A 23302-nucleotide genomic window follows, 5' to 3' on the forward strand; every position below is an offset into this window, starting at 1 on the left:
TTTCAAGCTATGGCTAAGATTTCTTGTTCTGCTTCATTGACTGTTTGTTGACTAGCTGCGGCCTTGGCTTCTGCTAGCACTGATCTGATGGCAAGACCAATGGCCCTTGCTAGGTAAGGAGGAACGGCGTTTCCCACTTGCGTGTAGCGCGGGCATTCTTTAGTTCGTCGGCTGCCACCCGTAGTGAATTTACCCCGGAATTTGAACCAGTCGGGAAATGACTGCAGTCGCGCAGACTCTCGGACGGTTAGTATTCTGGGTTCGCTGTAGTGGAGCACATCGTCCGGCAACGTTGTGATTGTCGGTGCGGGATTTTGCGCTCGCATTAGGCAAATACGGTGCTTCTTGAGACCATACTTTTCCCTTTGCGCCAAGCTCATTAAGCCGCCCTTAGTGCACTCGGGGTCTTGAATGATTTTCATGAATCGTTCACTGATCTCGGGCTTGTGTTTCGCTAAGCGCACACTGTCCATGGAACCATCCATCCCATCTTGCATGAGGGATTGGTAAGGTGTTCGAGGCCCCTTATATGCAAGCTCTTGAAAGCCTGAGCGAGAGGAGGGATCGGTGCATGGCTTGGTCCCTGCGTGCTTAATTTCCAGATCAGAGATGGCCTCCGAAGCGCTGACTGTTTCTGGAAGGCCAAGCTCACGTAGTTGGTTCAGCCTAGCCTCTTCTAGTAACTCGAAAGCTCTAGTGGCGCCGCCACGAAGATGACAAGCAAGATCCTTGCGGATTCCTATAACGATTAGGCGTGGGCGCTTCTGGGGAACTCCAAAGAGTGAAGAGTCCAATATTCGGCCAAGGACTTGATAGCCAGCGCTATCCAGGCTTTCGACAAGCTTGTCATAGTAGGACTGGGGCTTAACTTGTATACCAAGGTCTTTCCAAGATTTAGCACTGTGCGCGACCTTCATGCCTGGAACGTTTTCCAGAACAATTGCCTCTGGCTGAATGGCCTTGACCATTTCCACGTACTTCTCAAACAGTTGGTTTCTCGGGTCGGACTCAAGTCGTTTCCCTGAGAAGCTAAATCCTTGGCAGGGAGGGCCTCCCGCAAGCACATGCACTTGGCCTTTGAGCTTCAACAGATCAAGTGGATGCTGCTCAAGGATGTCATCGATACCCCAGGCTTTTCTTTCCAGCCAAGAGGGCCATTCGAACTGGCGTACGGGCACATCACGCCCTTCCAGCAGATTTGCCGACAGAGTAGAGAAGGCCATTGTGTCCCGCTCGACGGCAAAAACGCCATTGAGGCCTGCGAGCGATAGGCCAAGAGACAAGCCTCCACAGCCCGCAAAAAGATCTGCAAACATCAAAGGTTGCCCGTTGGCGGGTACCGGGGGGGAGGTTTTGATATTTTTCATGGGCTCCTGCCCGGATATGGTCGTTTTCAGGGAAGGAAGCGTCTCGCGAAGCACTTGGCTATCACCCATAGAGGCAGCCAGATGGAAGTCTTTTCTCGTCACCGATGTGTGAGGCTTACCCGGTAAGCTGGCTCGAGGCAGCTCGATGGGATTCGCGGGGGCAATAGTGATGGATAATTCATTGTCCCGCAAGCTAACACAATGCCTGGCGTTGCCTGACAGCGAGCTTGACTTGTGATTGCATGTGTCGCCTATGTGGTTGAATTTATTGATTAATATTTCATCGTCCAGGCCTGTAGCCTCACTTGATGGTGTCCGCATGATTTAGCTCCTTAGCCTGATTGAACCCCGAATCATCTCGCCTCAGGAAATCCTGTGCTGGCCTTGGAAAGCGAGTGCCAGCAGGGGGTACTGAAGAGCCAGGAATGAGGTCCAGGAGTTTCGGATAGCATGATTTGGTTACTGTAATTATGTACAGTATTGGACTTCTGGCGATTTCTACAAGTCACTTCCGTCGACTGGTGTAGAACCCGCAAATTAAAACGGTCCGCTGGGCAGCAACTGCCAAGTCGTGCTCTGGGGGGCGGTAGGGGGGATCTAGGAGAAAGGGCTTAACTTTTCGGTAGGGTGGAAGAAATTTAGGTAGACAGGTGACAGGTGCTTCAGTCCCTTGTCCACCGTCTCGTGCGAATTTTGTGATACGTTTTGGTGGAATTATTAGGAAATAAAAAATTCCAAGTTGATGTTTTTTTGTCGGAGCGAAGTTTTATCTTATTATGCGCTCGGTGTGGAGTAATTGCACATGGCTCTGATTGCTTTAAAGTAGGTTTCTCTTCGGTATTAGTAGTATGTTTATATAGTAAATATTGCCTGATTTAAGGATTTGTTGTTGTGCTTGAGTGTGTAGTTGAAAGTTATTGGTATATAGGTAATAGGAGGCTAGCTGCTCAGTTCTATAGGGGGTAGAGCAGGTCCGTAGTTTAGCACTAGAAGTGCAATAGGTATGACCTAATCATGGGAGTGCTCACATGCTTCGCCATCCAGATAATACAAATCTCATTCTCCACAATGATAGTGATTTTCAAGGTTGGATTATACAGAAAGATAAAGGCCCGTTCATAAAGCAGTATTTACATCGTCTTCTAGAGACGGTGCGGTGCGCGTTAAATGAGTATAGTAGAGTGTTTGCATTCAGAGTCGATCTGCGATTTCCTACGGGAACTCAAAGTCCTGATGTTGTTTATACCAATGAGGTGGTTGGGGATTTTATTGAGTCATTCAGGGCTAAGATTGAGCACAACCGTAACAAGGCTCGGCAACGGAATAAACATGCGCACCCCAGCAGGGTGCGTTATGTTTGGGCAAGAGAGGCGGGGCAACACGGCAAGCCCCACTATCATCTAGTGATCCTACTTAATCGGGATGCGTTCAATGCGCTTGGCTATTACGTTTCTGGCAGAAATAATATATTCAGTCGTCTGCAGCATGCTTGGGCTAACGCCCTCGGGGTGGCACTAGAGGAAGCTGTGGGACTGGTACATATTCCTGTCAACGCGCGGTATGAGCTGGATCGCGATAAACCCGAAAAACAGGCTGATTTCTTCTATCGGGCGAGCTATCTTTGTAAATCTGCCACTAAGGTCTTTGGCGATGGCAGTCACGGGTTTGGGGCAAGCAGAATTTGAGTCAGTAGTGCAAAAAATAATATTGTATAAAATGCTTCCCGGTTGGCCAAAGGGTTGACCTTGGCATTCATTCCAAGGTCAGCTGGTTAGAGTTTTTGAATTTACATTAGAGCGGCTTTGTCTCGCATTTCTGAGTAACTCTTGGGGGTGTTGCCATAGATGTCACGAAGACTTTCTCCTAAGTCACTATGCTTCGATGTTTTAACTTGGCCGTCACTATACGTGCCTTCAAGACCAGACCATATCACGTCGATTTGGTCACCCTTTACTATCCATTGAAAAACCTCCGCTACAGACACAACTGCGGCGGCGTTATCGAACTGCTTAAGCCGGGAGACTTGGTTTGCGTCCAGCTCTGCAAGCTGTGACTCAACTGAACTCTGCAATTTTTCATACGCATCACGTGCTTTGATCGCCCGTTGCTGAGCATAGGTAGCGGACTCTCCTCTGCGAGATTGTTGGACTCCATTTAAGCGGGCGCGTTCTTGCTCAATGGCAGTGAGCACTTTGTCTTGATTAACTTGCATCGCCTGGCGCAGTTCATTCTCAGCTTGTTTGTACGCTGCAAGTCTTTCAGGTGAGGCGTTCTGCGCGCCGTTGGCGTTGATCCATAGATCTTGATCAAAGTATCGACGACTAAGATCTATCAGTTCTGGTCCTATGGGCAGACTGTATCTGTTTCTCAGTTGAAGGGCTTGCTTGAGCGAGGCATCACTGAGAATCACATTCAACTCGTTTAGCTGGACAAGTAACTCGCTTTCTGGGGCTGCATTGTTGGCGGGGGTAGGGCTGATAGCAGCCTGTTCGGCAGACTCCAACTCTAACCGAGCAGGCTCCAGAGGCACTTGAGCAACCCGCCGCTCCGTATCAAAAATACTGAGCAGGTGTTCTCTCTGCCGTTTCTTTTCCATGTCGTAATAGGAGGAAATATCAGTCAGGTGGCATTTGTATTGGACAATCTCCCTGCCACGGTCGTCCTTAATGACATCCCAGTCGACACTACTGCAGATGTCTCGGTTACCGAAGGCCTCTGCGACAGTGTACTTCTCGTTCACCTTCATTCTAGCGTTCTTCACGGTATTGAGGGCGTCGTTGCACCCGGTAAGCGCAACAGGCAGCAATGCCATGAGTATTATTTTTTGCAGACTCATAGTTTCTCCAAATAGTGGATGGAAATAGTGGTAGGCGATTAGCGCGAATTGCGGCTTGTGGCGTGTTTCGTATTCTGGCGATTGGAAATCAACCTTTCGAGTTGATTTTCAACCTTTTGAGTTCTTCATGTCAATGAGGCGATGCCCAACCATCTAGGTTGAGATGGGAGGTGCTGTGATAGGTACAGATCAGAAGTTGTTGGCGGGTGCGGTAGGTCGTGCGATTGCTAAGCAGCGCACTCGCAGTGGCTTGACCCAGGAAGAGGTAGCCGAACGTTTGGGCATCGGGAACGAGGCCGTTTCACGCGTCGAGCGAGGTGTGGTCGTGCCCAATATTGAGCGGTTAGTGGAGTTCGCTAGCATCTTTGGTTGTGAAGCTGCGGATCTTTTGACCGAAGCTAGCTCACGCCCGGATGATCAGGCGACCCGGATCAGTAGGTTGTTGATGCAGCTAGATCACGAGGATCGCCTGATGGTGCTGGAACTGGTTGAGCGTTTGGCTGAACGCCTGAAGCAGAGCTGATGGCCGTAGGACTGACTGTTTCAGCGCAGACGCTATGATTGAACAGCGCGCCGCAGCGCAGGCAGAGACGGTCGTAGTGGCGGAATTGATAATTAGCAAAGGCAGCCAAGGTGCTGCAACCAGCGATGGCCGTCGAGGCGCCATTACCAATCAGCTTTAGGAGCTAAAGCGCACTACTCTCATGCCGCTCTTCGGGCTTCACGTCGGGCACTGTTGTGCCAGACGCGCTCATGCCACGTATAACACTCTCAATGGTCCCGACGAGCATGACGGCGGTGTTGGCATTCTCCTTGGGCAGAACAGGCAGTGATTCGCAAATCAAGCAGCGAGTAGTCATGTGTTAGCTTCCCAGAATTGGATGAGGTAATTGATTGATCTGATGGATGATCACTTCAGGCCACCAGCTGCAGTGCACAGTTGAGTGCTCGCTGCTTGATTGCTGCGCCTTGACCGAACCAAGCGGTGTCCATGCGATACTCGTTGCTGCGCGCCCGGCGTTCGTGATCGATATACTCGGTAACCGCATTGAGTAAGCCCCAGGCGGTGCCTTTTGCGGCTTCCAATTCCGCGCCTCGTCCCTGGCCTTGATACATATTCAGCACCTTGTTTAAGGCGCGTTCATTTGAGAGGCCGCTGTGCTCGGGCTTACCGGTGTGCACTTCACATAACACTCTGCGCAAGTAGTCCTTGGTCTCATGGTCTTTCAGCGGGCGTGCGGCGAGTGTCCGCATGCGGTACATGAAGTCGTCCCACTGCGACACGCTGATTCCTAATTGTTGTTGCACCGTGCGAGGATCAAAACGTGTGCTGTGCGGCACCTTGATGGCCTGGTTGGAGCCGTTGATGGCAATCGTCAGGGTGTTGTTGCAGACCACGCGAATGGTAGTAGGGGTCGCCGTGGTGGCGAGTGTGCCGTCGCAGGAGGTCGCGAGAAGCAAATAACCATTGACCACATCATTGCCTTTGAGCGCGGTCGATTGCCCGGTACGTGCAAGCGCCCAGAGCTTGCGACCCCCTTTCAGTACGCCGGCTGTTTCCAGCTCGTAGCCTGAGCGTTCGGTAAGATCCCGGTAGAACTCAAGCACTTCACGGGGCTGTACGACTTGATAGCGCTGAGAGACCACGGACAGTGGCGCTTTGGTGTCAGAGCGGAATAATACCTTCTGTTCTGCGAACGAATGAATGGTGCCGAGGTTGCCCACGCTATCGGCCTTGTAGTGAACCGGGCTTTCTTGAATCTCCCAGCTCATGCCCGCTTCTCGCTGCCAAACCTCCAGCGGTTGTTTTTCAGTGAGGCGACTGCCCAGGCCATGCCAGGGAGTGGCGCCGACATAAGCCATTTGTTCGACAAGATGAGCCATGGTGTAACTCCTAAAGTAATTGCTCTGTGATTGTTTATAGACTGAATTTGTAGTGACATTGCGTGCATTGGTAGTTATTCAGTATTCGATCGTCAATTTTTTCTCCAATAGCTGCGCCTGCCATACCGCCGGCTCCAGCGCCAACCAGTCCTCCGAGAATGGCTCCGGCAATACTTCCCAGAGTAATGCCCAGTGGGCCTGCGGCAATTCCCAGAGCTGCACCAAACTCTGCACCTTTAATGGCACCAGCGACTCCACTGGTTCCCCCACCGATGACGCCAATAGTTCCGCCAGTTTTCTTGCCAAGATCTTTTTTTGACACGTGCGTGGAGTGACAGCTTGGGCAATTGATCAACATAGTTAAGTCCGATAGTAACGTTAATTAAAAGTTAGCAAAGGCATAGCGCTGGTTATTCAAGTGAATGATCTAGGTCTGAAAACTGTTTGTTTAAAGCTCCGGTAACGATCTGGTCGTTTAGATCAGGCAGCGGGGTAACAGCGTTTTGGTGATGGCTGTCGGAGGGGGAGCCTATAGGGCTAGTGGCAAGCCGGTTTCATCGGATGGCGCTGTGGTCCAAGGCAAGGACATACTGCTATCCCCGCTACCAGTAGCGGGGATAGCAACCTGTATCTACTGGTAGATGTGATCTTCTTGGTAGTTTTTGCGATGCCGTTTTAAGGTGAAGCGCTGAAAGCCCCGTAATATTGCTCGCTCATTGATTTCGACGGTATCGAGGGTTTGCCAGACCTGACACACGTGGCCTCGAACGTTACCCCAGCGACTTCCAGCTGGCCGAAAGCAGCCGGTATGAGTCAGCGCTAAATTCCTGGCTCTGAGCGCACGCGTGTTGATCGAACTATGCGCCGGCTTCGGATGATGGAAGCCGAGTGAGGTCACTCACGGGAGGGGGCGGACGCCGACTTTCTCCCGTGCCGCCTCCTGGCCATCACCACAAAGCGTTGGTGTAACGCGACGCATAAGTGGTGCCCGGTCCCTACTGCTACTCCTGCTACCAGTAGCAGGAGTAGCAGCTCAATATAGCAGTGATTTTCGCAGATTGTGATTTTGTAAAAAAGGCTGCAAGCCAATAAATCCAAGGCTTGTAGCGTGTTTCATGACGTCTTGAAACATTACTTTAAGCACCTGGCGTACAAAAAGTGGTGATCCCGATAAATTGGCGTCGAGCTTTGGAGGCCAGCATATGAATCAGGAAAATAGCAGTACACCAGCCGTTAGAATCCTGCGGCTAAAACAGGTTTTGGACCGGGTGGGCTTGAGTCGCTCGACTATCTACGATCGGCTGAATGAAAAGTCACCTCGATATGATCATTCTTTTCCTCGTCCTGTCAGCCTCGGTGGAGCGGCTGTCGGGTGGCTGGAGGCGGATGTATCTGATTGGATTCAATCAAAGCTGGATAATAAAAACTGCCAGCATTAAAAATAGATAAGTTGAGGATTGTAGATGAACGGTTTTCTAAATATGTCTGCGGTAAATGATGCGTTTCCGAGCCTGATTGGTTTGCCGCTAATTAATGCGGCGGTGGATGAGGTGCGCGACAATGTAAAGGCACCCATACCGTTAATATTTTCTGCTGCACTCACCGCCATGTCTGTGGGGCTGCAGGGGTTGTTTGATGTGCGAAAACCAATAGGTGGCAGCGTTCCCTGCTCGTTAATGATCTTGACTATAGCTAATTCAGGGGAACGTAAATCTACAGTTGAAAACATTTTTCTTTCTGGCGTGCGGCGTTTTCAAAGTCGGATGGCTGAGCAGTATGATGAAGAGCTTCTAGCCTGGAAAATGCAATTGAAAATATGGGAGGTTAAAAGTAAAGCTATTCAGGGCATTATAGCTAAGCGTGCTGCTAAAGGGGTGGATACAGTTAGCGAAGAAGCGCGTATGAATGAGCATTTCATGTTGGCTCCTAAAAAACCCAGAAGATTTAAAATGCTCTATGAGGATGCGACTTCGCAAGCGCTATTCCGAGGAATGTATCAAGATCTTCCAAGTGCAGGTCTTATTTCTGGCGAAGGCTTGGGTGTTCTGAATGGGCCTGCTCTGAATGACTTGCCTAAACAAAACTCCCTGTGGAGCGGTGATGCGATTGTAGTAGATAGGGCAACAGTAGAAAGCTTCCAACTTGATGATGCGCGTTTGACTGTTTCGGTAATGGTGCAGGAAAGTGGCTTTAATAGCTACATGCGCGCACGTGGTGAAGCATCACGTGGTTCCGGTCTCTGGGCTCGGTTTTTAGTCTGTAAACCGACTTCTACTCAAGGCAGTCGTCAGGTTGAGAGTACTACTTTAAGCACGGAGCGTTCGGAGCGATTTTCTGATCGCCTCGTCGAATTTGTCGAACGGAACGTCGACCTGCTGAACAAAGTTAAGCCCCAGAGAGTAGTCATTGAGTTTTCACCCGAAGCTGCCCAGAGATGGATTGATCTAAGCAATGAAATTGAAAATCAGATCAGCCCCGTCGGACGTTTAAAGTCTGCGAGTGATCACGCTTCCAAACTTGCTGACAATATTGCTCGCTTGGCCGCGTTGCTCCATTGTTTTGAAAGATTTGAAGGAGGGATTTCACTATCGACACTAAATGTAGCTATCTGCTTGGGGAATTGGTATTCGAGGGAGTTTTTGAAACTATTTGACGAGGCAGGAGAGAAGGAGATTGATGTCGATGAACTTGCTGACTGGCTAGGTAAGCAGTGCGCCTACGGTAGCTTAGTTTTAAGAAAAAATACTGTCCGGCAATATGGCCCAAGTCGACTGAGAAATAAAAAACGACTAGACGATGCATTAGAGCTGCTTCAGATTAGAGGGGCTATTCAAATGTTTCCTGGGCAGGGTGGGGTTTTGATAAATACCCGGCCCTTTGGGAGTCTGGGGGTTCTGGGATATGCAAAGCAGGGTCGCAGGAGTGGGTTGGGTTTTTGACGGCTAGAACATATTTTGTAGTTTTACTAAATCGGCACTTTTCAATTGTGATGCAGTTATAGCTGTCGTTTGTTAGCATTTTTACGGTAGGACTTTAGAACGTTTACATCGTCATGAATGCTGGTAGTGATGATCGACTGTACAGATTTCAAGTCCGCTTTCTTGATATCTAATTCAGTATGTAGAAAGGTTTGTAGTAGCGGTGCCAATAACTGTGACGCGTGGTGCACTCCGGTCCATCCATGGCGGGGCTTATTTGTACTGAGAAGTTCAATTATTTTTTGATTGATTCGAGGCGCCACGGATGCTTTGGCGAGACCCGCCTTTCTGGCTTTTTCTACAGCTGTTGTCTTTCTGTGGTGAGAATAACCTGCCGCTCTTCCCGCGTAATATGCAGCCTTCGAAAGCGCTGACATGGTTTTTACAATATTGCCGTTCGCTTGCTCAATTAAGGTCATGGCAGCATAGTAGCAGGCTTGTTTGTGGGCGTTGTGAGTTTGTTCTTCCCATGAACCTTGATCAGTAACTATAAGTGCGTTAATAGACGCCAGGTCATCTCTAGTCGTGGTGAGTTCATCAATTTCTCTGCATAACAGGGTTAGCTTTGATTTTATTTTATTTCCTGGGCTTAGTACGTCCTCGATCTCTTGTATTTTATTTACAAGGTCGGCTATGGTTTGCTCAATGGTTACATTTTCGAATTCTATTAATGCGCTCACGGGAGCGGGGGTCCACCCATCATCGAATATCATACTTTTCTCCTATTTACTACTAAATTAGAGATGTTTGGGTCTGACCTTTATTAGCCAGTGCCTTTGGGGCAGTGTAACGAAACGTGCCCCATTAACCACCCTCATTCATCAAGGAGGACCATGCGTGAATGCGTTGCTCACTTTTCCTGTGAGGAAATATTTCAATCCCTTCTATCTATGATCGCGGACATTGAGAGGCTTCCTGTAGACGCTTCCTCGATGTGCTCACTCCACCACTTCATCATCGGGCGTCGGCGCTCTATGTAATCGGCCCGATTATAAGCGCTGCGCACCTCGTCCTTATCAACGTGAGCAAGCGCTACCTCGACTAGTTCAGGATCCCAGCCATGCTCGTTAAGGATGGTGCTGGCCATCGATCGCATCCCATGGCTCACCAAGCGGCCTTCAAACCCCATTCGCTTCAATGCCATGTTGGCAGTTTGGCTATTGCAATGCGTACGGGGGTTGCGGTCTGCAGGAAAGACGAACTCACGGTGTCCGCTGAGCGGCTTTATGGCTTCTAGGAGGCTCAAAGCCTGTTCGGTAAGGGGGATGATGTGCGTGCGACGCTTTTTCATTCGCTCAGGAGGTATGGTCCAGATCTGTTTTTCGAGATCGATGTCTGCCCAGCGCGCAGTGGCCGCCTCAGCTGGGCGAGTCATAGTGTGAAGCTGCCACTCGATCAAGCAGCGTGTTGTCCTTTTTATGCTGGCATTGGCCACCGTGACCATCAGCTCTTTCAGTTCATCGGGCGCGAGTGCCGCCATGTTTTTCTTTTTCGGCTTCTTGAAGACCGACCGAATCCCGCTAAGCGGATTTGAGTGAATCAAGCCGGAGTTGACTCCGTAGGTCATGATCTCGTTAAGACGCTGACTTAATCGCTTCACTGTCTCGAGACTTCCCTTGGTCTCGAGCGGTCGAAGCAATTTTATGACGGCCGGAGCCGTAATGGCAGAGATCGGTATTGCACCCAAGTCGGGAAAAACATGCAGTGTTAGGGAGCGCCAGATGTCTTCAGCATACGCAGTGGTAACAGAGTCTTTCTTGAGCTCGAACCATGCTGTGGCCACATTTTTGAAAGTGTGTTCGGTCGTCGCTCTTAAAGTTTGCCTATCCGCGTCACGCTTTTCTTTCGGATCCAATCCTTGTGCCACTTGCTCCCTGGCTTCTACCGTCCGCTTCCGAGCTAGAGCCAGGCTCACCTCTGGAAAGGTACCAAGCCCCATGTTGATCCGTTTCTTTGTTACAGGGTGGATGTAGTTGAAATTCCATAGCTTTGAGCCGTTGGACCTCACCCTCATCTGAAGGCCGTCGCCATCAGTGAGGATGTAATCTTTTTCCTTTGGTTTCGCTGCTTTGACTTTGATGTCTGAAAGCCGCGTGGCTTGGGCACCCATGGTGACCTCCGATGCTGCGTGTATTCCAAAAAATACCAGTCGTGGGCTTGGAATACCACGTGGAATACACGAATTGTAGGATGAGCTCAGATACCATCGGACCGCTTCGGACCTTAAACCCCTGTATTTACTGGATTTTAGGCACAAAAAAAGACGTCCTTGGACGTCTTTAGATGTAAAAGTGGTGGAGCCGGGGGGATTTGAACCCCCGTCCGCCAGTACTCCGCTGTCGGTACTACATGCTTAGCCGTGTCTATTAAGTTAACCCTCAGCGACCCGACGGGCAGGGTGCTTTGGGCGAGTTGTGTAAGTTTTAGTCGCTTCGTCCACAACGTACTAGGCGACGATCCTGTTCTATATGACAATCATTTCGGGTTTACAGGCATCCCCTGATGATTGCTGGAGCCGAAGCTACCAGAAGGAAGGCTAGCACCGCTTACGCGGCGAGAGCGTATTCCCCGTAGGTTTCGTCATTGGCAACTATAGAAAGTTGCAACAGTGGATTTACGAGTTCTGTTACCAACTCGGCATGCACCTAAAGTTTCATCACCGGCGTCGAATCCAAATCGGCCCCGAGACTGCTTTCGCAATCGCTGGGGCGTAGTGTACGCCAATTGGCGTGGCACGTCGACCCGTCTGCTGCAATCGTGCAGGCCAGCCAGGGTGACTGGCCTGCTCGAAGGTTTACTTGGTGCCTTCGCTGCCCGAACCGGTGTTTTTCAGGGCAGTGATGGTCTTGGTGGTGATCTCCACGCATTTTTTCTCGTCGTTCTGCGCCTGGGCCGTTTTGGCGTTCTTCACAGTGGTTTCGAGCATCGCTTTGTTTTCAGGGCTCAGGTTGGTGCTGGACGAAGTGTTAGCGTTTTCGATGGTCTTGATGTTCGCTGCGCACAGATCATCGGCGGCAAAAACCGGCGAAGCCAACAGGGCGGCGCTGAGGAACAATCCAGTGAGGGCGGTACGCTTCATGTGTCTCTCCTTGTAACCTGTGGACTCGGTATGGCCGGTGTTTGAGGCCGTCGCCCGAGGGGTTTGAAAGCCCGTTTAACACTTGGGCCTAAAGGATTGACTGTGGTGTAACGCAGGCGTTCTATTTTATTTTAGGAATACTGCGAAATAGCCACATTGCGCATTCAAGCACCAAAATGAGGCGATCTTCGCTTGGAGGTATCGAACAGGTTGAAGCGGGGCGTGGAGCGAGGTTTGGAGGGTAAAGGGGGAAATGTGAAGTGCCAAATGTCCGGGGCAGGACATTTGGCACACGCCAGCGCCAGGAGTTAGTCGTCCTTACCCTTGGAGCGCACGGCACGCTGCAGCTCACGGTCCGAATCGCGTTCGCGTTCGGTGTGGCGCTTGTCGTATTCCTTCTTGCCTTTACCCAGCGCAATTTCGCACTTGACCAGGTGCTCCTTCCAGTAAACGGAAAGGGCGACACAGGCATAGCCTTTCTGCTGAACCGAGCTGATGAGCTTTTCGAGCTCGCGCTTGTTCAGCAGCAGTTTGCGGGTGCGTGTCGGGTCAGCGATGACGTGTGTGCTGGCAGTCTTGAGAGGCGTGATGTGGCAACCCATCAGCCAGGCCTCGCCATCCTTGAGCAGCACATAACTGTCGACCAGCTGTACCTTGGTGGCACGCAGGCTTTTTACTTCCCAGCCAGACAGGACCAGACCGGCCTCGAACTTGTGTTCGATGAAGTAATCGTGACGCGCTTTCTTATTTTGCGCGATGGTCCCTGTAGGGTGTTTCTTGAGCTTAGCCATAGGGGGCGCATTATAGGCAGTTGCATCAATGTCGGCTACGGGAAAGCGCGTGCTTGAGCACAAAGGTTGAATCCCGGACAATGCGCGATCTTTTTTGGCTGGGCGTTTCGATAATGTCGACGGACAAGGTTTCGGTCCACGGTAGCTGGGCAAGTCGCTGGGTGTTCATCCTGGCTGCTACCGGCTCTGCTGTGGGGCTGGGCAGTATCTGGAAATTTCCGTACATGGTCGGTGCCTATGGCGGCGGTGCGTTTGTGCTGGTTTTTCTGGCATGCATCGCGCTGATCGGTATTCCGGTCATGATCGCCGAGACGCTGATTGGCCGTCGTTCCCGGCTCAGTCCTGCGAATGCGCTCAAGACGCTGGCGCAGGAGGCGGGGCATTCGCCGCGCTGGTCCTGGGGCGCGTTCGCCGGGATGATCACGGCGCTGCTGATCCTCTCCTTTTATAGTGTGGTGGGCGGCTGGTCGCTGGATTACATCATCGATATGGGACGCGGCGACTTTCAGGGTGTATCGCCGGATCAGGTCGGTACGTATTTCGGAGCAGTGATTGCCGACCCGTGGCGTCTGATTCTGTGGCACACCATTTTCATGCTGCTGTCGGCGGTGGTGATCGGCAAGGGTGTCGAGGCCGGGCTGGAGAAGAGCCTGCGCATCATGATGCCGATGCTGTTCCTGCTGATGCTCGCGCTGTTGGGCTATAGCCTGACCACCGGGCACTTCATGGAAGGCGTGCATTTCATGTTCGACTTCAATCCCGAGAAGGTACTGGATGGCTTGCTGCCCGCGATGGGCCATGCGTTCTTTTCCCTGAGCGTCGGTGTCGGCTCGATCATGGTCTACGGCGCGTACATGACCAAAGGCGCGTCGATCAGCAGCACCGTCGTCGGCATCGCGTTGCTCGATACCTTCGTTTCGCTGTTGGCCGGCCTTGCGCTGTTCCCGATCGTGTTCGCTGCAGGCCTGAACCCCAGCGAGGGGCCGGGCCTGATGTTCGTCACGCTGCCTTATGCGTTCGGCAACGTCGCATTCGGCCAATTGATGGGCATCGTGTTCTTCGTGCTGGTGGCCGTTGCGGCCTGGAGTTCGGCGATTTCGTTGCTGGAGCCGATGGTTGCTTATCTGGTCGAGCGCACCCGTATTCGCCGCGCGTGGGTGACGTTCTGGCTGGCCTTTACCTGCTGGTTTGTGGGCCTGGGCACGGTGTTCTCGTTCAATATCTGGCAAAAAGCCAAGTTTTTCGTGAACGATGGAGGCGCATTCCATCTCTATCAATGGGGCGCATCGACTGGCCTGGACTTCTTCGGAGTCATTGATTTCTTCACTTCGCGGATCATGTTGCCGCTGGGTGGGTTGTGTTTTGTAGTATTCGCTGGTTGGGTGATGGGCCGTGAGACGGTGCGCGACGAATTGTCGATTCGCAGTCCGCTGCTCTTCAACCTGACGTATTTTTTGATGCGCTACGTGGCGCCGCTCGGCATTCTTGTGGTGTTTGCCGCTCAGCTCTGGAAATGACGCTCACATGACTACGCATATACAACGCTCTGCTTTACTGCCTTACCCGGCCGGGTTCCTTTATGACCTGGTCAATGATGTGGCTCGTTATCCCGAGTTCCTGCCGTGGTGTTCATCCGCTACCGTGGTTGAAGCCAGTGAGGCGCAAATGCGTGCCAGCCTTGAGATCGCCAAGGGCGGTCTTAGCCAGAAGTTCATGACGCGCAACACGCTGGTTCCCGGCGAGTCGATCGTGATGGACCTGGTCGAAGGGCCGTTCGAACAGTTTCATGGTGTATGGACGTTCAAGCCGCTGGGCGAGAAAGCCTGCAAGATCAGCCTGGATCTGTCCTTCGATTATGCCGGCACCATCGTTCGCGCCACGCTGGGGCCTTTGTTCAATCAGGCGGCCAACACGCTGGTGGACGCATTCTGCCAGCGAGCGAAAGAGCTGCATGGCTGACGCATCGATTCAGATAGAGGTGGTCTACGCCTCTGTGCAGCGTCAGGTATTGAAGACGATCGATGTCCCGTTAGGCTCTTCGGTACGTCAGGCGCTGGCGCTTAGCGCTATGGACAAGGAATTTCCCGAGCTGGATCTGAGTCACTGTGCCGTCGGTATCTTTGGCAAGGTGGTAGCGGATCCTGCTGCGCGGGTGCTGGAGGCGGGTGAGCGGATAGAGATCTATCGTCCGCTGGTGGCCGATCCCATGGAGATCAGGCGTCTACGTGCCGCCAAGGCGCGTGAGAAAAGAACGCCTCTCGGCTGAATCGGGCTGAACGCGGGCTGAATGAAAGACACAAAAAAGCCCGGCATGCCGGGCTTTTTTTGGGCGCTTTGGACTACCGGGAGTTGGTGTCCAGCGGCTCCTGGGTCGGGACCGGTACGGTCTCGACGCTGTCCACGTCCTTCTGGATTGTATCCAGCAACGAACCTGGCTTGGCCGGTTCTTCAGGCTGCTGCACTGGCTGGTTCTCTGCCGGGACAGTGGTGTCGCTGCCCTTGCCGAGAATAGCTTCATCGCGGCTGACGCCGGGCATGAAGTCGCCAGACAGGCTCACGAGCTGGTCATTGCCGTTGAATATAAGGCTGACACGCTCCTGCTGGCGTTCACCGCCACCTGGCTGCAGGCTGTACAGGTAATCCCACCGATCGGCGTGGAAAGTGTCGGTCAGCAGGGGGTTGCCCATGATAAACCGTACTTGCCGCCGGGTCATTCCGGGGCGTAACTGGTCTATCATGTCCTGCGTGACGACATTACCCTGCTGGATGTCGATTTTGTAAACCCCGGGGAATGAACAACCGGCGAGTGCGAGCAGTCCCACGAAGGTGAAACTGGTTAGCAAGAGCTTGGTGTTTTGCATCGGTGGGCGACTTCCACTATCTTGGCTGGGACAACGTAAACTCCGATCATACCTGCATTAAGAGAAGCTGCGAAGCAGCGTCTGCGAGAAAGCTGACCATGGTTGAAAATAACGAACTACGTAAAGTAGGACTCAAGGTAACCTTACCGCGGGTCAAAATACTGCAAATGCTCGATTCTGCAGAGCAACGCCACATGAGTGCCGAGGATGTCTACAAGGCTCTTATGGAGGCCAGCGAGGACGTCGGTCTGGCCACGGTTTACCGTGTTCTGACTCAGTTCGAGTCCGCTGGACTGGTGGTGCGCCACAATTTCGACGGCGGTCATGCTGTGTTCGAGCTGGCTGATGGCGGCCACCACGACCACATGGTCAACGTGGAATCGGGTGAGGTGATCGAATTCTTCGACGAAGAAATCGAGAAGCTTCAGAAAGCCATCGTCGAAAGACACGGCTTTGACCTGGTGGACCACAATCTGGTGCTCTACGTCCGCAACAAGAAGGCGTAATCAGCAGCAGGGGCGACTGCGGTCGCCTTTGTGCTTTCTATGGCTCAGCTTTTAGCCGTAACGACCATCTTCTTGGCGTGTGCCAGAGATTCCTTGGTCAGGTCGATGCCGCCCAGCATGCGGGCGACTTCTTCTATACGTTCAGTCTTGCTGAGCTTGGACACGGCTGTGCGCGTGGCGTCGTTGTCCCGCACCTTGTGCACGAACAGGTGCTGATGACCCTGCGCTGCGACCTGCGGCAGGTGAGTGACGGTCATGACCTGACCGCGCTCGCCCAGGCGACGCAGCAGCTGTCCCACGATCTCGGCGGTCGGTCCGCCAATCCCCACATCCACTTCATCGAATACCAGCGTCGGCACCCGCGAAGTTTGTGCGGTGATGACCTGAATCGCCAGGCTGATGCGCGACAGCTCGCCACCCGACGCGACTTTCGCCAGCGCTTTCAGCGGTTGGCCGGGGTTGGCGCTGACCAGTAGCTCTACCTGCTCCAGGCCGTGAGGCGAGGGTTCTACGCTGGCGTTGGCTTTGAGGTCGATCTGGAAACGGCCGCCGGGCATGCCCAGACGATGAATTTCCTGTTCTACAGCGCTGGCCAGTTTCGTCGCCGAATTGTGGCGCAGGTCGCTCAGCTCACGGGCTTTATCTTGATAGTGCCGGGCGAATGCCTGCACTTCATGCTCAAGCCGTTCGATGGATTCGTCGTTGGCATTCAGCGTTTCTATTTCATCCAGCAGCTTTTGTTGCAGCGTCGCCACTTCGCCTGGCTGGATGCGGTGCTTGCGCGCCAGTGTGTAAATGGCGTCGAGACGTTCTTCAAGCTGTTGCAGTCTGGCCGGATCGGCATCGAAGTGATCCAGAAAGCGGTTCAGTTCGCCTACCGCTTCTTCTACCTGTATCTGCGCGCTGGACAGCAGCCCTGTGGCCTCGCTCAGGGCGGACGGCGAATGGTCGACGCTGCCAAGACGATGCAGGCTGGCGGTCAGGGCATTGAGCACGTTGCCGGAATCGCTTTCGCTGCACTGCTCGACCACTTGTCGGCAAATGCTCAGCAGGCTTTCGGCGTTGGTCAGGTCCTTGTGTTCCTGTTCGAGCTGTTCAAGCTCGTTTTCACCCAGGCTCAGGCTTTCCAGTTCTTCGAGCTGATAGCTCAGCAGCTGATGCCGTGCGCGTTGCTCGTCACCCGAGTTGGAGAGGCGCTCGAGCTCCTGCCGCGTCTGCCGCCAGCGTTGTGCGGCGAGATGGACCTGACGGGCCAGATCGGTCGCACCTGCGTATTCGTCGAGCAGGCGCCGATGCGTATCGGTCTTGAGCAGCGACTGGTGTTCATGCTGGCTATGAATATCAATGAGCAGTTCGCCCAGCGCTTTCAGGTCGCCCTGAGGGCAGGGTGAGCCATTGATATAGGCGCGTGACCGACCTTCGGCCGTGATGACCCGGCGCAGGATGCAGGGGCCGTCGTTGTCCAGGTCGCGCTCTTTGAGCCAGGTCTGTGCCTCGGGAATGTCGCCCAGGTCGAACGTGGCCAGGATGTCGGCCTTGTCGGCGCCTGGTCGGACCACGCCGCTGTCGGCACGGTCGCCCAGGGTCAGGCCGAGGGCGTCGAGCATGATGGACTTGCCAGCGCCGGTTTCGCCGGTGATGACGCTCATCCCTCGATCCAGTTCAAGGTCAAGGTGTTCGACAATGGCGTAGTTGTGTACGGAAAGGTGCACCAGCATTGAGCGGCTCCCGGGCTGTTTGTCTGGTTATTTATACAGTGTTTTATTTGTGGCTGACAATGCCCTTGCTTAGCTCGATTTGATCGGTCTGCAGTGGTTTTTAGTCCCTCTTGTGTCAATTCGCCATTTTCTGTCGCGCCTGAATCCGGATTATTTGTCAGGGAATGCGTATCTCGATCGCACGAAACCCTTGAAGCCGGAAAATCCGATCCCATATAGGTGGGCAGAAGCGCGAATCGGGATCGCGGACGTTTTTAGAGGAGAAGATGTATGGCTGACGAACAGAATCTGGATGCGCAGGCTCAGGATCAGGCTGCCGAGGCGGGCGCGGGTGACGAACTCACAACCCGCGTGCAGGTGCTCGAAGAGCAACTGGCTGCTGCGCAGGACCAATCCCTTCGCGTGGCTGCGGATCTGCAGAATGTCCGCCGCCGTGCCGAACAGGATGTTGAAAAGGCGCACAAGTTTGCGCTGGAAAAATTTGCCGGTGATCTGTTGCCGATCATCGACAGTCTGGAGCGAGGCCTTGATCTGTCCAGTCCGGACGATGAAAGCATTCGCCCGATGCGTGAAGGCATCGAGCTGACCTTGAAGATGTTCCAGGACACCCTCAAGCGTTATCAGCTGGAGGCCATCGATCCGCACGGCCAACCGTTCAGTGCCGACCAGCACCAGGCGATGGCCATGCAGGAAAGTGCCGACGTTGAGCCCAACACGGTGCTCAAGGTATTTCAGAAGGGTTATCAGCTTAATGGTCGTCTGTTGCGCCCGGCCATGGTCGTGGTCAGCAAGGCACCATCGCCTGCAACGCCGTCAATCAACGAGCAGGCTTGAAATCAGCTGTAAGGCCCCCATTTAAAGGTCAAGCGTTTAAGAGCTACCGCACGGTGTCAACGCACTGGCGGCAACCAAATCCAAGTTTTGCAAGTTTCGGGAGAGTCAAAGATGGGCAGAATTATCGGTATCGACCTGGGGACTACCAACTCCTGCGTCTCCATTCTGGAAAACGGTAACGTCAAGGTTATCGAGAACGCCGAAGGTACTCGTACTACGCCTTCGATCATCGCTTATGCAAATGATGGCGAGATCCTGGTCGGTCAGTCCGCCAAGCGTCAGGCGGTCACCAACCCGCACAACACTCTGTACGCGGTAAAGCGTCTGATCGGTCGCAAGTTCGAAGAGGATGTCGTTCAGAAAGACATCCAGATGGTCCCTTACAAGATCGTCAAGGCTGACAACGGTGATGCCTGGGTTGAAGTGAATGGCCAGAAAATGGCGCCTCCTCAGATTTCCGCTGAAATCCTGAAGAAAATGAAAAAGACCGCCGAAGACTACCTCGGTGAAGCGGTTACCGAAGCGGTCATCACCGTTCCGGCCTACTTCAACGACAGTCAGCGTCAGGCAACCAAGGACGCTGGCCGTATCGCCGGTCTGGACGTCAAGCGCATCATCAACGAACCAACCGCAGCCGCGCTGGCTTACGGTATGGACAAGGCCAAAGGCGACCACACTGTCATCGTTTATGACCTGGGTGGCGGTACCTTCGACGTTTCGGTTATCGAGATCGCTGAAGTCGATGGCGAGCACCAGTTCGAAGTGTTGGCAACCAACGGCGACACGTTCCTGGGTGGTGAAGACTTCGACATTCGTCTGATCGACTACTTCGTCGACGAATTCAAGAAAGAAAGCGGCATGAACCTCAAGGGTGACCCGCTGGCCATGCAGCGCCTGAAAGAAGCTGCCGAAAAAGCCAAGATCGAGCTGTCTTCCAGCACCCAGACCGAAGTCAACCTGCCGTACATCACTGCAGATGCAACCGGTCCTAAGCACCTGGTCGTGAAGATTTCCCGCTCCAAGCTGGAATCGCTGGTTGAAGATCTGGTGCAGCGCACCATCGAGCCTTGCCGCATGGCGTTGAAAGACGCGGGTATCGATATCAGCAAGATCAACGACGTGATTCTGGTCGGTGGTCAGACGCGTATGCCGCTGGTGCAGAAGCTGGTGACCGAGTTCTTCGGCAAAGAAGCCCGTAAAGACGTCAACCCTGACGAAGCCGTTGCCATGGGTGCTGCCATTCAGGGCGCAGTATTGGCCGGTGATGTCAAAGACGTTCTGCTGCTGGACGTCAGCCCGCTGACTCTGGGTATCGAAACCATGGGCGGCGTGATGACTGCGCTGATCGAGAAAAACACCACGATTCCTACCAAGAAATCCCAAGTGTTCTCGACTGCCGACGACAACCAGAATGCGGTAACCATCCACGTCCTGCAGGGTGAGCGTAAGCAAGCCGGTCAGAACAAGTCCCTGGGCAAGTTCGACCTGGCCGAGATTCCACCTGCTCCACGTGGCGTGCCACAGATCGAAGTGACCTTCGACATCGACGCAAACGGCATCCTGCACGTTGGCGCGAAAGACAAGGCCACCGGCAAGCAGCAGTCCATCGTGATCAAGGCCAACTCCGGCCTGTCCGAGGAAGAAATTCAGCAGATGGTTCGCGATGCTGAAGTCAATTCCGAAGAAGATCGCAAGTTCGAAGAGCTGGCCTCTGCCCGTAACCAGGGTGATGCGCTGGTCCACTCGACTCGCAAGATGATCGCTGACGCGGGTGACAAGGTCACTGCTGAAGAGAAGACTGCGGTAGAGGCTGCACTGGTTGCTCTGGAAGCCGCTATCAAAGGCGACGACAAGGCTGCCATTGAAGCCAAGGTCGAAGAGCTGTCCAAGGTTTCCGCGCCAATCGCTCAGAAGATGTACGCCGAGCAGGCTGAAAACCCGGACGCTGCGGCCAAGCCAGCTGAAGAAACTGCCAAGGCTGACGATGTTGTCGACGCCGAGTTTGAAGAAGTAAAAGACCACAAGTAAGCGCAGGCTCACTTGAAAGCCGGTTGACCTCTTTCGAGCGCTGACTGGTAGGATGTCGCCGCGCGGGAGCTTGCTCCCGCGTTGGCGTGTCTGGAACAAGCAAAAATTTCGGCGTGTGGAGTTGCTCCGCACGCCACGTGGCAAGATCGCGACGCTCCTGCGTGGCGAATCATTCTGCCGCTTTCTCGGCCGGATGCATCTGGCTGCTGAACGAAGACCAGGATCGTTGAATCGACGTGAGTTGGGTCCGGGCCTGTATGGGGCTCAACGAGTTTGGCGTGGCTCAGGAGAGCTTTCGCCGAACGTCCTCAAGAGTGCGGAAGAATTATGGCAAAGCGTGATTATTACGAAGTGTTGGGAGTGGAGCGAGGCTCCAGCGAGGCGGACCTGAAGAAGGCTTATCGCCGTCTGGCGATGAAGCATCACCCTGACCGCAACCCTGATGACAAAGCATCGGAAGAGCTGTTCAAAGAGGCCAACGAAGCCTACGAAGTGCTTTCCGACGCCAGCAAGCGCGCGGCCTACGATCAGTATGGCCATGCCGGTGTCGACCCGAGCATGGGTGGCGGCGGTGGTTTTGGTGGCGGTGCCGGTGGCGCCAACTTCTCCGATATCTTCGGCGATGTGTTCAGCGACTTCTTTGGCGGCGGCCGTGCCGGTGGTGGCGGTGGTCGTGGCGGCGCTCAGCGTGGCAGCGACCTGCGCTATACGCTGGAGCTGAATCTGGAGGAGGCGGTTCGCGGTACTAACGTGAATATCCGCGTTCCGACGCTGGTCAACTGCAAGCCGTGCGACGGCAGTGGTGCCAAGAAAGGTTCTTCGCCTGTCACATGCCCTACGTGCGGTGGCATTGGTCAGGTGCGCATGCAGCAGGGTTTCTTCTCTGTGCAGCAAACCTGTCCGCGCTGCCACGGCCACGGCAAGATCATTTCCGACCCATGTGATTCCTGTCATGGCGAAGGTCGCGTCGAAGAGTCCAAGACGCTTTCCGTCAAAGTGCCACCAGGTGTCGATACCGGTGACCGCATTCGTCTGTCTGGCGAAGGCGAGGCGGGTACCCAGGGTGGCCCGACCGGCGACCTGTATGTCGTGATCAATGTGCGCGAACACGCGATTTTCCAGCGTGACGGCAAGCACCTGTTCTGCGAGGTGCCTATCAGCTTTACCGATGCAGCGCTGGGCGGCGAGCTTGAAGTGCCGACGCTCGATGGTCGCGTCAAACTGAAAATCCCCGAAGGTACCCAGACCGGCAAGCAGTTCCGCCTGCGTGGCAAGGGTGTCGCTCCGGTGCGTGGCGGTGGTGCCGGTGACTTGATGTGCCGTGTTGCAGTCGAAACCCCGGTCAACCTGAGCAAGCGCCAGCGCGAGCTGCTTGAAGAGTTCCGCACCTCGCTTGAAAACGACGAGTCCCACTCTCCGAAAGCCAGTGGCTGGTTTGAGGGTGTGAAGCGTTTCTTCGGCGATCTGTAAGGCTATCAACGGGAGCAGGGCATGCGACGTATTGCTGTAGTAGGCGCCGCCGGGCGCATGGGCAAGACCTTGATCGAGGCGGTTCAGCAGGCGCCGGGCGCCGGCTTGACTGCCGCAGTCGACCGTCCTGACAGCACGCTGGTGGGCGCTGATGCGGGCGAGCTGGCTGCGCTGGGCCGTATCGGTGTGCCGCTGTCGGGTGATCTGGCAAAGGTGGCGGACGAGTTCGACGTTCTGATCGACTTTACCCATCCTTCGGTGACGCTGAAAAACCTCGCGTTCTGTCGCAAGGCAGGCAAGGCGATGATTATCGGTACCACCGGCTTCAGCGCGGAAGAGAAGCAGCGTCTGGAAGAAGCAGGCAAAGACATTCCCATCGTGTTTGCTGCCAATTTCAGCGTCGGCGTGAATCTGTGTCTGAAGCTGCTCGACACCGCTGCGCGCGTTTTGGGTGATGAGGTAGACATCGAAATCACCGAGGCGCACCACCGGCACAAAGTTGATGCGCCGTCCGGCACCGCCTTGCGTATGGGGGAAGTGGTTGCCAATGCGCTGGGTCGCGATCTGGAAAAAGTCGCGGTCTACGGTCGTGAAGGTCAGACCGGTGCGCGTGATCGTCAGACCATCGGGTTTGCGACCATTCGTGCCGGCGACGTGGTGGGTGATCACACCGTGCTGTTCGCCGCGGACGGTGAGCGGGTCGAAATCACGCACAAGGCGTCCAGTCGCATGACCTTCGCCAAGGGTGCAGTCCGGGCCGCAATGTGGCTCGAAGGCAAGGCGCCAGGGCTTTACGACATGCAGGATGTGTTGGGTCTGCATTGATTCATGCAGGACCATTCGTGGTCCTGTCGCATTTCCCCGCATTTCAGGCTCATTGGTGGTAGACCAAAAAGGGCCTTTTCTGTAAGCTACAGCTTTAGTGTGTCCACTAAAAGCGCGCAGATGAT

General features: G+C 53.9%; 22 protein-coding genes and 1 other RNA gene. 12 read left to right on the plus strand and 11 right to left on the minus strand.

Going from position 1 to position 23302, the window contains the following annotated elements; genetic code table 11:
• Positions 1-2: 2 nt before the first annotated feature.
• Positions 3-1688: a DNA cytosine methyltransferase gene (locus JOE33_RS18500; RefSeq protein WP_209924111.1), complete on the minus strand. Its 1686-nt coding sequence runs from the start codon at positions 1686-1688 to the stop codon at positions 3-5.
• A gap of 707 nt (positions 1689-2395) precedes the next feature.
• Between JOE33_RS18500 and JOE33_RS18505 the strand changes: the two genes are divergently transcribed.
• The gene (locus tag JOE33_RS18505) at positions 2396-3052 is read left to right on the plus strand and encodes an inovirus Gp2 family protein (protein ID WP_209924112.1); all 657 of its coding nucleotides are present in this window, start codon (positions 2396-2398) and stop codon (positions 3050-3052) included.
• A gap of 101 nt (positions 3053-3153) precedes the next feature.
• On the opposite strand, the gene JOE33_RS18510 is transcribed toward JOE33_RS18505, so the two are convergent.
• Entirely contained in the window at positions 3154-4203 is a 1050-nt protein-coding gene (locus tag JOE33_RS18510; protein WP_209924113.1) for a hypothetical protein, read from the minus strand.
• A 175-nt stretch (positions 4204-4378) separates the two neighbouring features.
• Between JOE33_RS18510 and JOE33_RS18515 the strand changes: the two genes are divergently transcribed.
• A complete protein-coding gene (locus JOE33_RS18515) occupies positions 4379-4726 on the plus strand; it encodes a helix-turn-helix transcriptional regulator (RefSeq protein ID WP_209924114.1) in 348 nt (115 codons plus the stop codon).
• A 392-nt stretch (positions 4727-5118) separates the two neighbouring features.
• On the opposite strand, the gene JOE33_RS18520 is transcribed toward JOE33_RS18515, so the two are convergent.
• On the minus strand, positions 5119-6087 hold the full coding sequence (locus JOE33_RS18520; protein ID WP_209924115.1) for a DUF932 domain-containing protein: 969 nt from the start codon (positions 6085-6087) through the stop codon (positions 5119-5121).
• Between the two features lie 78 nt (positions 6088-6165).
• Complete coding sequence (locus JOE33_RS18525) at positions 6166-6393, minus strand: hypothetical protein (protein WP_209924116.1); 228 nt, start codon at positions 6391-6393, stop codon at positions 6166-6168.
• An 896-nt stretch (positions 6394-7289) separates the two neighbouring features.
• Here JOE33_RS18525 and JOE33_RS18530 point away from each other — a divergent pair.
• Together JOE33_RS18530 and JOE33_RS18535 are read left to right on the plus strand one after the other, a co-directional pair.
• The gene (locus tag JOE33_RS18530) at positions 7290-7526 is read left to right on the plus strand and encodes an AlpA family transcriptional regulator (protein ID WP_209924117.1); all 237 of its coding nucleotides are present in this window, start codon (positions 7290-7292) and stop codon (positions 7524-7526) included.
• Between the two features lie 24 nt (positions 7527-7550).
• On the plus strand, positions 7551-9026 hold the full coding sequence (locus tag JOE33_RS18535; RefSeq protein ID WP_209924118.1) for a YfjI family protein: 1476 nt from the start codon (positions 7551-7553) through the stop codon (positions 9024-9026).
• Between the two features lie 56 nt (positions 9027-9082).
• Here JOE33_RS18535 and JOE33_RS18540 read toward each other — a convergent pair whose 3' ends face one another.
• From JOE33_RS18540 to smpB, 5 genes are all read right to left on the minus strand, one after another.
• Positions 9083-9778, minus strand: coding sequence for a hypothetical protein (locus tag JOE33_RS18540; RefSeq protein ID WP_209924119.1), 696 nt, complete (start codon positions 9776-9778; stop codon positions 9083-9085).
• 161 nt (positions 9779-9939) lie between these two features.
• On the minus strand, positions 9940-11175 hold the full coding sequence (locus JOE33_RS18545) for an integrase domain-containing protein (RefSeq protein ID WP_209924120.1): 1236 nt from the start codon (positions 11173-11175) through the stop codon (positions 9940-9942).
• Positions 11176-11357: 182 nt separating this feature from the next.
• Positions 11358-11749, minus strand: a transfer-messenger RNA (tmRNA) gene (gene ssrA / locus JOE33_RS18550).
• A 110-nt stretch (positions 11750-11859) separates the two neighbouring features.
• Positions 11860-12144, minus strand: a complete 285-nt coding sequence (locus JOE33_RS18555) for a hypothetical protein (RefSeq protein WP_122694810.1) — start codon at positions 12142-12144, stop codon at positions 11860-11862.
• A 308-nt stretch (positions 12145-12452) separates the two neighbouring features.
• Positions 12453-12935, minus strand: a complete 483-nt coding sequence (smpB, locus tag JOE33_RS18560) for an SsrA-binding protein SmpB (RefSeq protein ID WP_096244138.1) — start codon at positions 12933-12935, stop codon at positions 12453-12455.
• Positions 12936-13048: 113 nt separating this feature from the next.
• On the opposite strand from smpB, the gene JOE33_RS18565 reads away from it, so the two are divergent.
• Genes JOE33_RS18565 through JOE33_RS18575 form a run of 3 tightly spaced genes read left to right on the plus strand, consistent with a single transcriptional unit; the run spans position 13049 to position 15201 of the window.
• The gene (locus JOE33_RS18565; protein WP_187624966.1) at positions 13049-14452 is read left to right on the plus strand and encodes a sodium-dependent transporter; all 1404 of its coding nucleotides are present in this window, start codon (positions 13049-13051) and stop codon (positions 14450-14452) included.
• A 7-nt stretch (positions 14453-14459) separates the two neighbouring features.
• Positions 14460-14894: a type II toxin-antitoxin system RatA family toxin gene (locus JOE33_RS18570; protein ID WP_003400153.1), complete on the plus strand. Its 435-nt coding sequence runs from the start codon at positions 14460-14462 to the stop codon at positions 14892-14894.
• Complete coding sequence (locus tag JOE33_RS18575) at positions 14887-15201, plus strand: RnfH family protein (protein WP_187624935.1); 315 nt, start codon at positions 14887-14889, stop codon at positions 15199-15201. The genes JOE33_RS18570 and JOE33_RS18575 overlap by 8 nt, the downstream gene beginning before the upstream one ends.
• A gap of 73 nt (positions 15202-15274) precedes the next feature.
• On the opposite strand, the gene JOE33_RS18580 is transcribed toward JOE33_RS18575, so the two are convergent.
• Positions 15275-15796 carry an outer membrane protein assembly factor BamE gene (locus JOE33_RS18580; RefSeq protein ID WP_010427727.1) on the minus strand — a complete coding sequence of 174 codons (522 nt, stop codon included), beginning with the start codon at positions 15794-15796 and terminating at the stop codon, positions 15275-15277.
• Positions 15797-15894: 98 nt separating this feature from the next.
• On the opposite strand from JOE33_RS18580, the gene fur reads away from it, so the two are divergent.
• A complete protein-coding gene (gene fur, locus JOE33_RS18585; protein ID WP_003313643.1) occupies positions 15895-16302 on the plus strand; it encodes a ferric iron uptake transcriptional regulator in 408 nt (135 codons plus the stop codon).
• Between the two features lie 44 nt (positions 16303-16346).
• Here the strand turns inward: fur and recN are convergent, their stop codons facing one another.
• Positions 16347-18020, minus strand: coding sequence for a DNA repair protein RecN (gene recN, locus JOE33_RS18590; protein WP_003431547.1), 1674 nt, complete (start codon positions 18018-18020; stop codon positions 16347-16349).
• Positions 18021-18290: 270 nt separating this feature from the next.
• Here recN and grpE point away from each other — a divergent pair, with 270 nt between their 5' ends.
• The 4 genes from grpE to dapB all read left to right on the plus strand — a co-directional run bounded on the left by grpE (position 18291) and on the right by dapB (position 23177).
• Positions 18291-18854, plus strand: a complete 564-nt coding sequence (grpE, locus tag JOE33_RS18595; RefSeq protein ID WP_003313642.1) for a nucleotide exchange factor GrpE — start codon at positions 18291-18293, stop codon at positions 18852-18854.
• A 111-nt stretch (positions 18855-18965) separates the two neighbouring features.
• Entirely contained in the window at positions 18966-20882 is a 1917-nt protein-coding gene (gene dnaK / locus JOE33_RS18600) for a molecular chaperone DnaK (RefSeq protein WP_096139208.1), read from the plus strand.
• Positions 20883-21209: 327 nt separating this feature from the next.
• The gene (gene dnaJ, locus JOE33_RS18605) at positions 21210-22352 is read left to right on the plus strand and encodes a molecular chaperone DnaJ (protein ID WP_003395180.1); all 1143 of its coding nucleotides are present in this window, start codon (positions 21210-21212) and stop codon (positions 22350-22352) included.
• A gap of 21 nt (positions 22353-22373) precedes the next feature.
• On the plus strand, positions 22374-23177 hold the full coding sequence (gene dapB / locus JOE33_RS18610) for a 4-hydroxy-tetrahydrodipicolinate reductase (RefSeq protein ID WP_010427735.1): 804 nt from the start codon (positions 22374-22376) through the stop codon (positions 23175-23177).
• Positions 23178-23302: the final 125 nt, after the last annotated feature.

This window comes from Pseudomonas sp. PvP027 (assembly GCF_017833005.1).
In the GTDB taxonomy this organism is placed as follows: Bacteria; Pseudomonadota; Gammaproteobacteria; order Pseudomonadales; family Pseudomonadaceae; genus Aquipseudomonas; species Aquipseudomonas congelans.

What these genes read in the sequence shown, in the direction of transcription:
- JOE33_RS18530 (WP_209924117.1), top strand. Translation starts at nt 7,290, where the DNA reads ATGAATCAGGAAAATAGCAGTACACCAGCCGTTAGAATCCTGCGGCTA.
- JOE33_RS18500 (WP_209924111.1), bottom strand. Translation starts at nt 1,688, where the DNA reads ATGCGGACACCATCAAGTGAGGCTACAGGCCTGGACGATGAAATATTA.
- dnaJ (WP_003395180.1), top strand. Translation starts at nt 21,210, where the DNA reads ATGGCAAAGCGTGATTATTACGAAGTGTTGGGAGTGGAGCGAGGCTCC.
- JOE33_RS18510 (WP_209924113.1), bottom strand. Translation starts at nt 4,203, where the DNA reads ATGAGTCTGCAAAAAATAATACTCATGGCATTGCTGCCTGTTGCGCTT.
- smpB (WP_096244138.1), bottom strand. Translation starts at nt 12,935, where the DNA reads ATGGCTAAGCTCAAGAAACACCCTACAGGGACCATCGCGCAAAATAAG.
- JOE33_RS18545 (WP_209924120.1), bottom strand. Translation starts at nt 11,175, where the DNA reads ATGGGTGCCCAAGCCACGCGGCTTTCAGACATCAAAGTCAAAGCAGCG.
- JOE33_RS18565 (WP_187624966.1), top strand. Translation starts at nt 13,049, where the DNA reads ATGTCGACGGACAAGGTTTCGGTCCACGGTAGCTGGGCAAGTCGCTGG.
- recN (WP_003431547.1), bottom strand. Translation starts at nt 18,020, where the DNA reads ATGCTGGTGCACCTTTCCGTACACAACTACGCCATTGTCGAACACCTT.
- JOE33_RS18580 (WP_010427727.1), bottom strand. Translation starts at nt 15,796, where the DNA reads ATGCAAAACACCAAGCTCTTGCTAACCAGTTTCACCTTCGTGGGACTG.
- JOE33_RS18535 (WP_209924118.1), top strand. Translation starts at nt 7,551, where the DNA reads ATGAACGGTTTTCTAAATATGTCTGCGGTAAATGATGCGTTTCCGAGC.
- dapB (WP_010427735.1), top strand. Translation starts at nt 22,374, where the DNA reads ATGCGACGTATTGCTGTAGTAGGCGCCGCCGGGCGCATGGGCAAGACC.
- fur (WP_003313643.1), top strand. Translation starts at nt 15,895, where the DNA reads ATGGTTGAAAATAACGAACTACGTAAAGTAGGACTCAAGGTAACCTTA.
- JOE33_RS18540 (WP_209924119.1), bottom strand. Translation starts at nt 9,778, where the DNA reads ATGATATTCGATGATGGGTGGACCCCCGCTCCCGTGAGCGCATTAATA.
- grpE (WP_003313642.1), top strand. Translation starts at nt 18,291, where the DNA reads ATGGCTGACGAACAGAATCTGGATGCGCAGGCTCAGGATCAGGCTGCC.
- JOE33_RS18505 (WP_209924112.1), top strand. Translation starts at nt 2,396, where the DNA reads ATGCTTCGCCATCCAGATAATACAAATCTCATTCTCCACAATGATAGT.
- JOE33_RS18575 (WP_187624935.1), top strand. Translation starts at nt 14,887, where the DNA reads ATGGCTGACGCATCGATTCAGATAGAGGTGGTCTACGCCTCTGTGCAG.
- JOE33_RS18570 (WP_003400153.1), top strand. Translation starts at nt 14,460, where the DNA reads ATGACTACGCATATACAACGCTCTGCTTTACTGCCTTACCCGGCCGGG.
- JOE33_RS18520 (WP_209924115.1), bottom strand. Translation starts at nt 6,087, where the DNA reads ATGGCTCATCTTGTCGAACAAATGGCTTATGTCGGCGCCACTCCCTGG.
- JOE33_RS18555 (WP_122694810.1), bottom strand. Translation starts at nt 12,144, where the DNA reads ATGAAGCGTACCGCCCTCACTGGATTGTTCCTCAGCGCCGCCCTGTTG.
- dnaK (WP_096139208.1), top strand. Translation starts at nt 18,966, where the DNA reads ATGGGCAGAATTATCGGTATCGACCTGGGGACTACCAACTCCTGCGTC.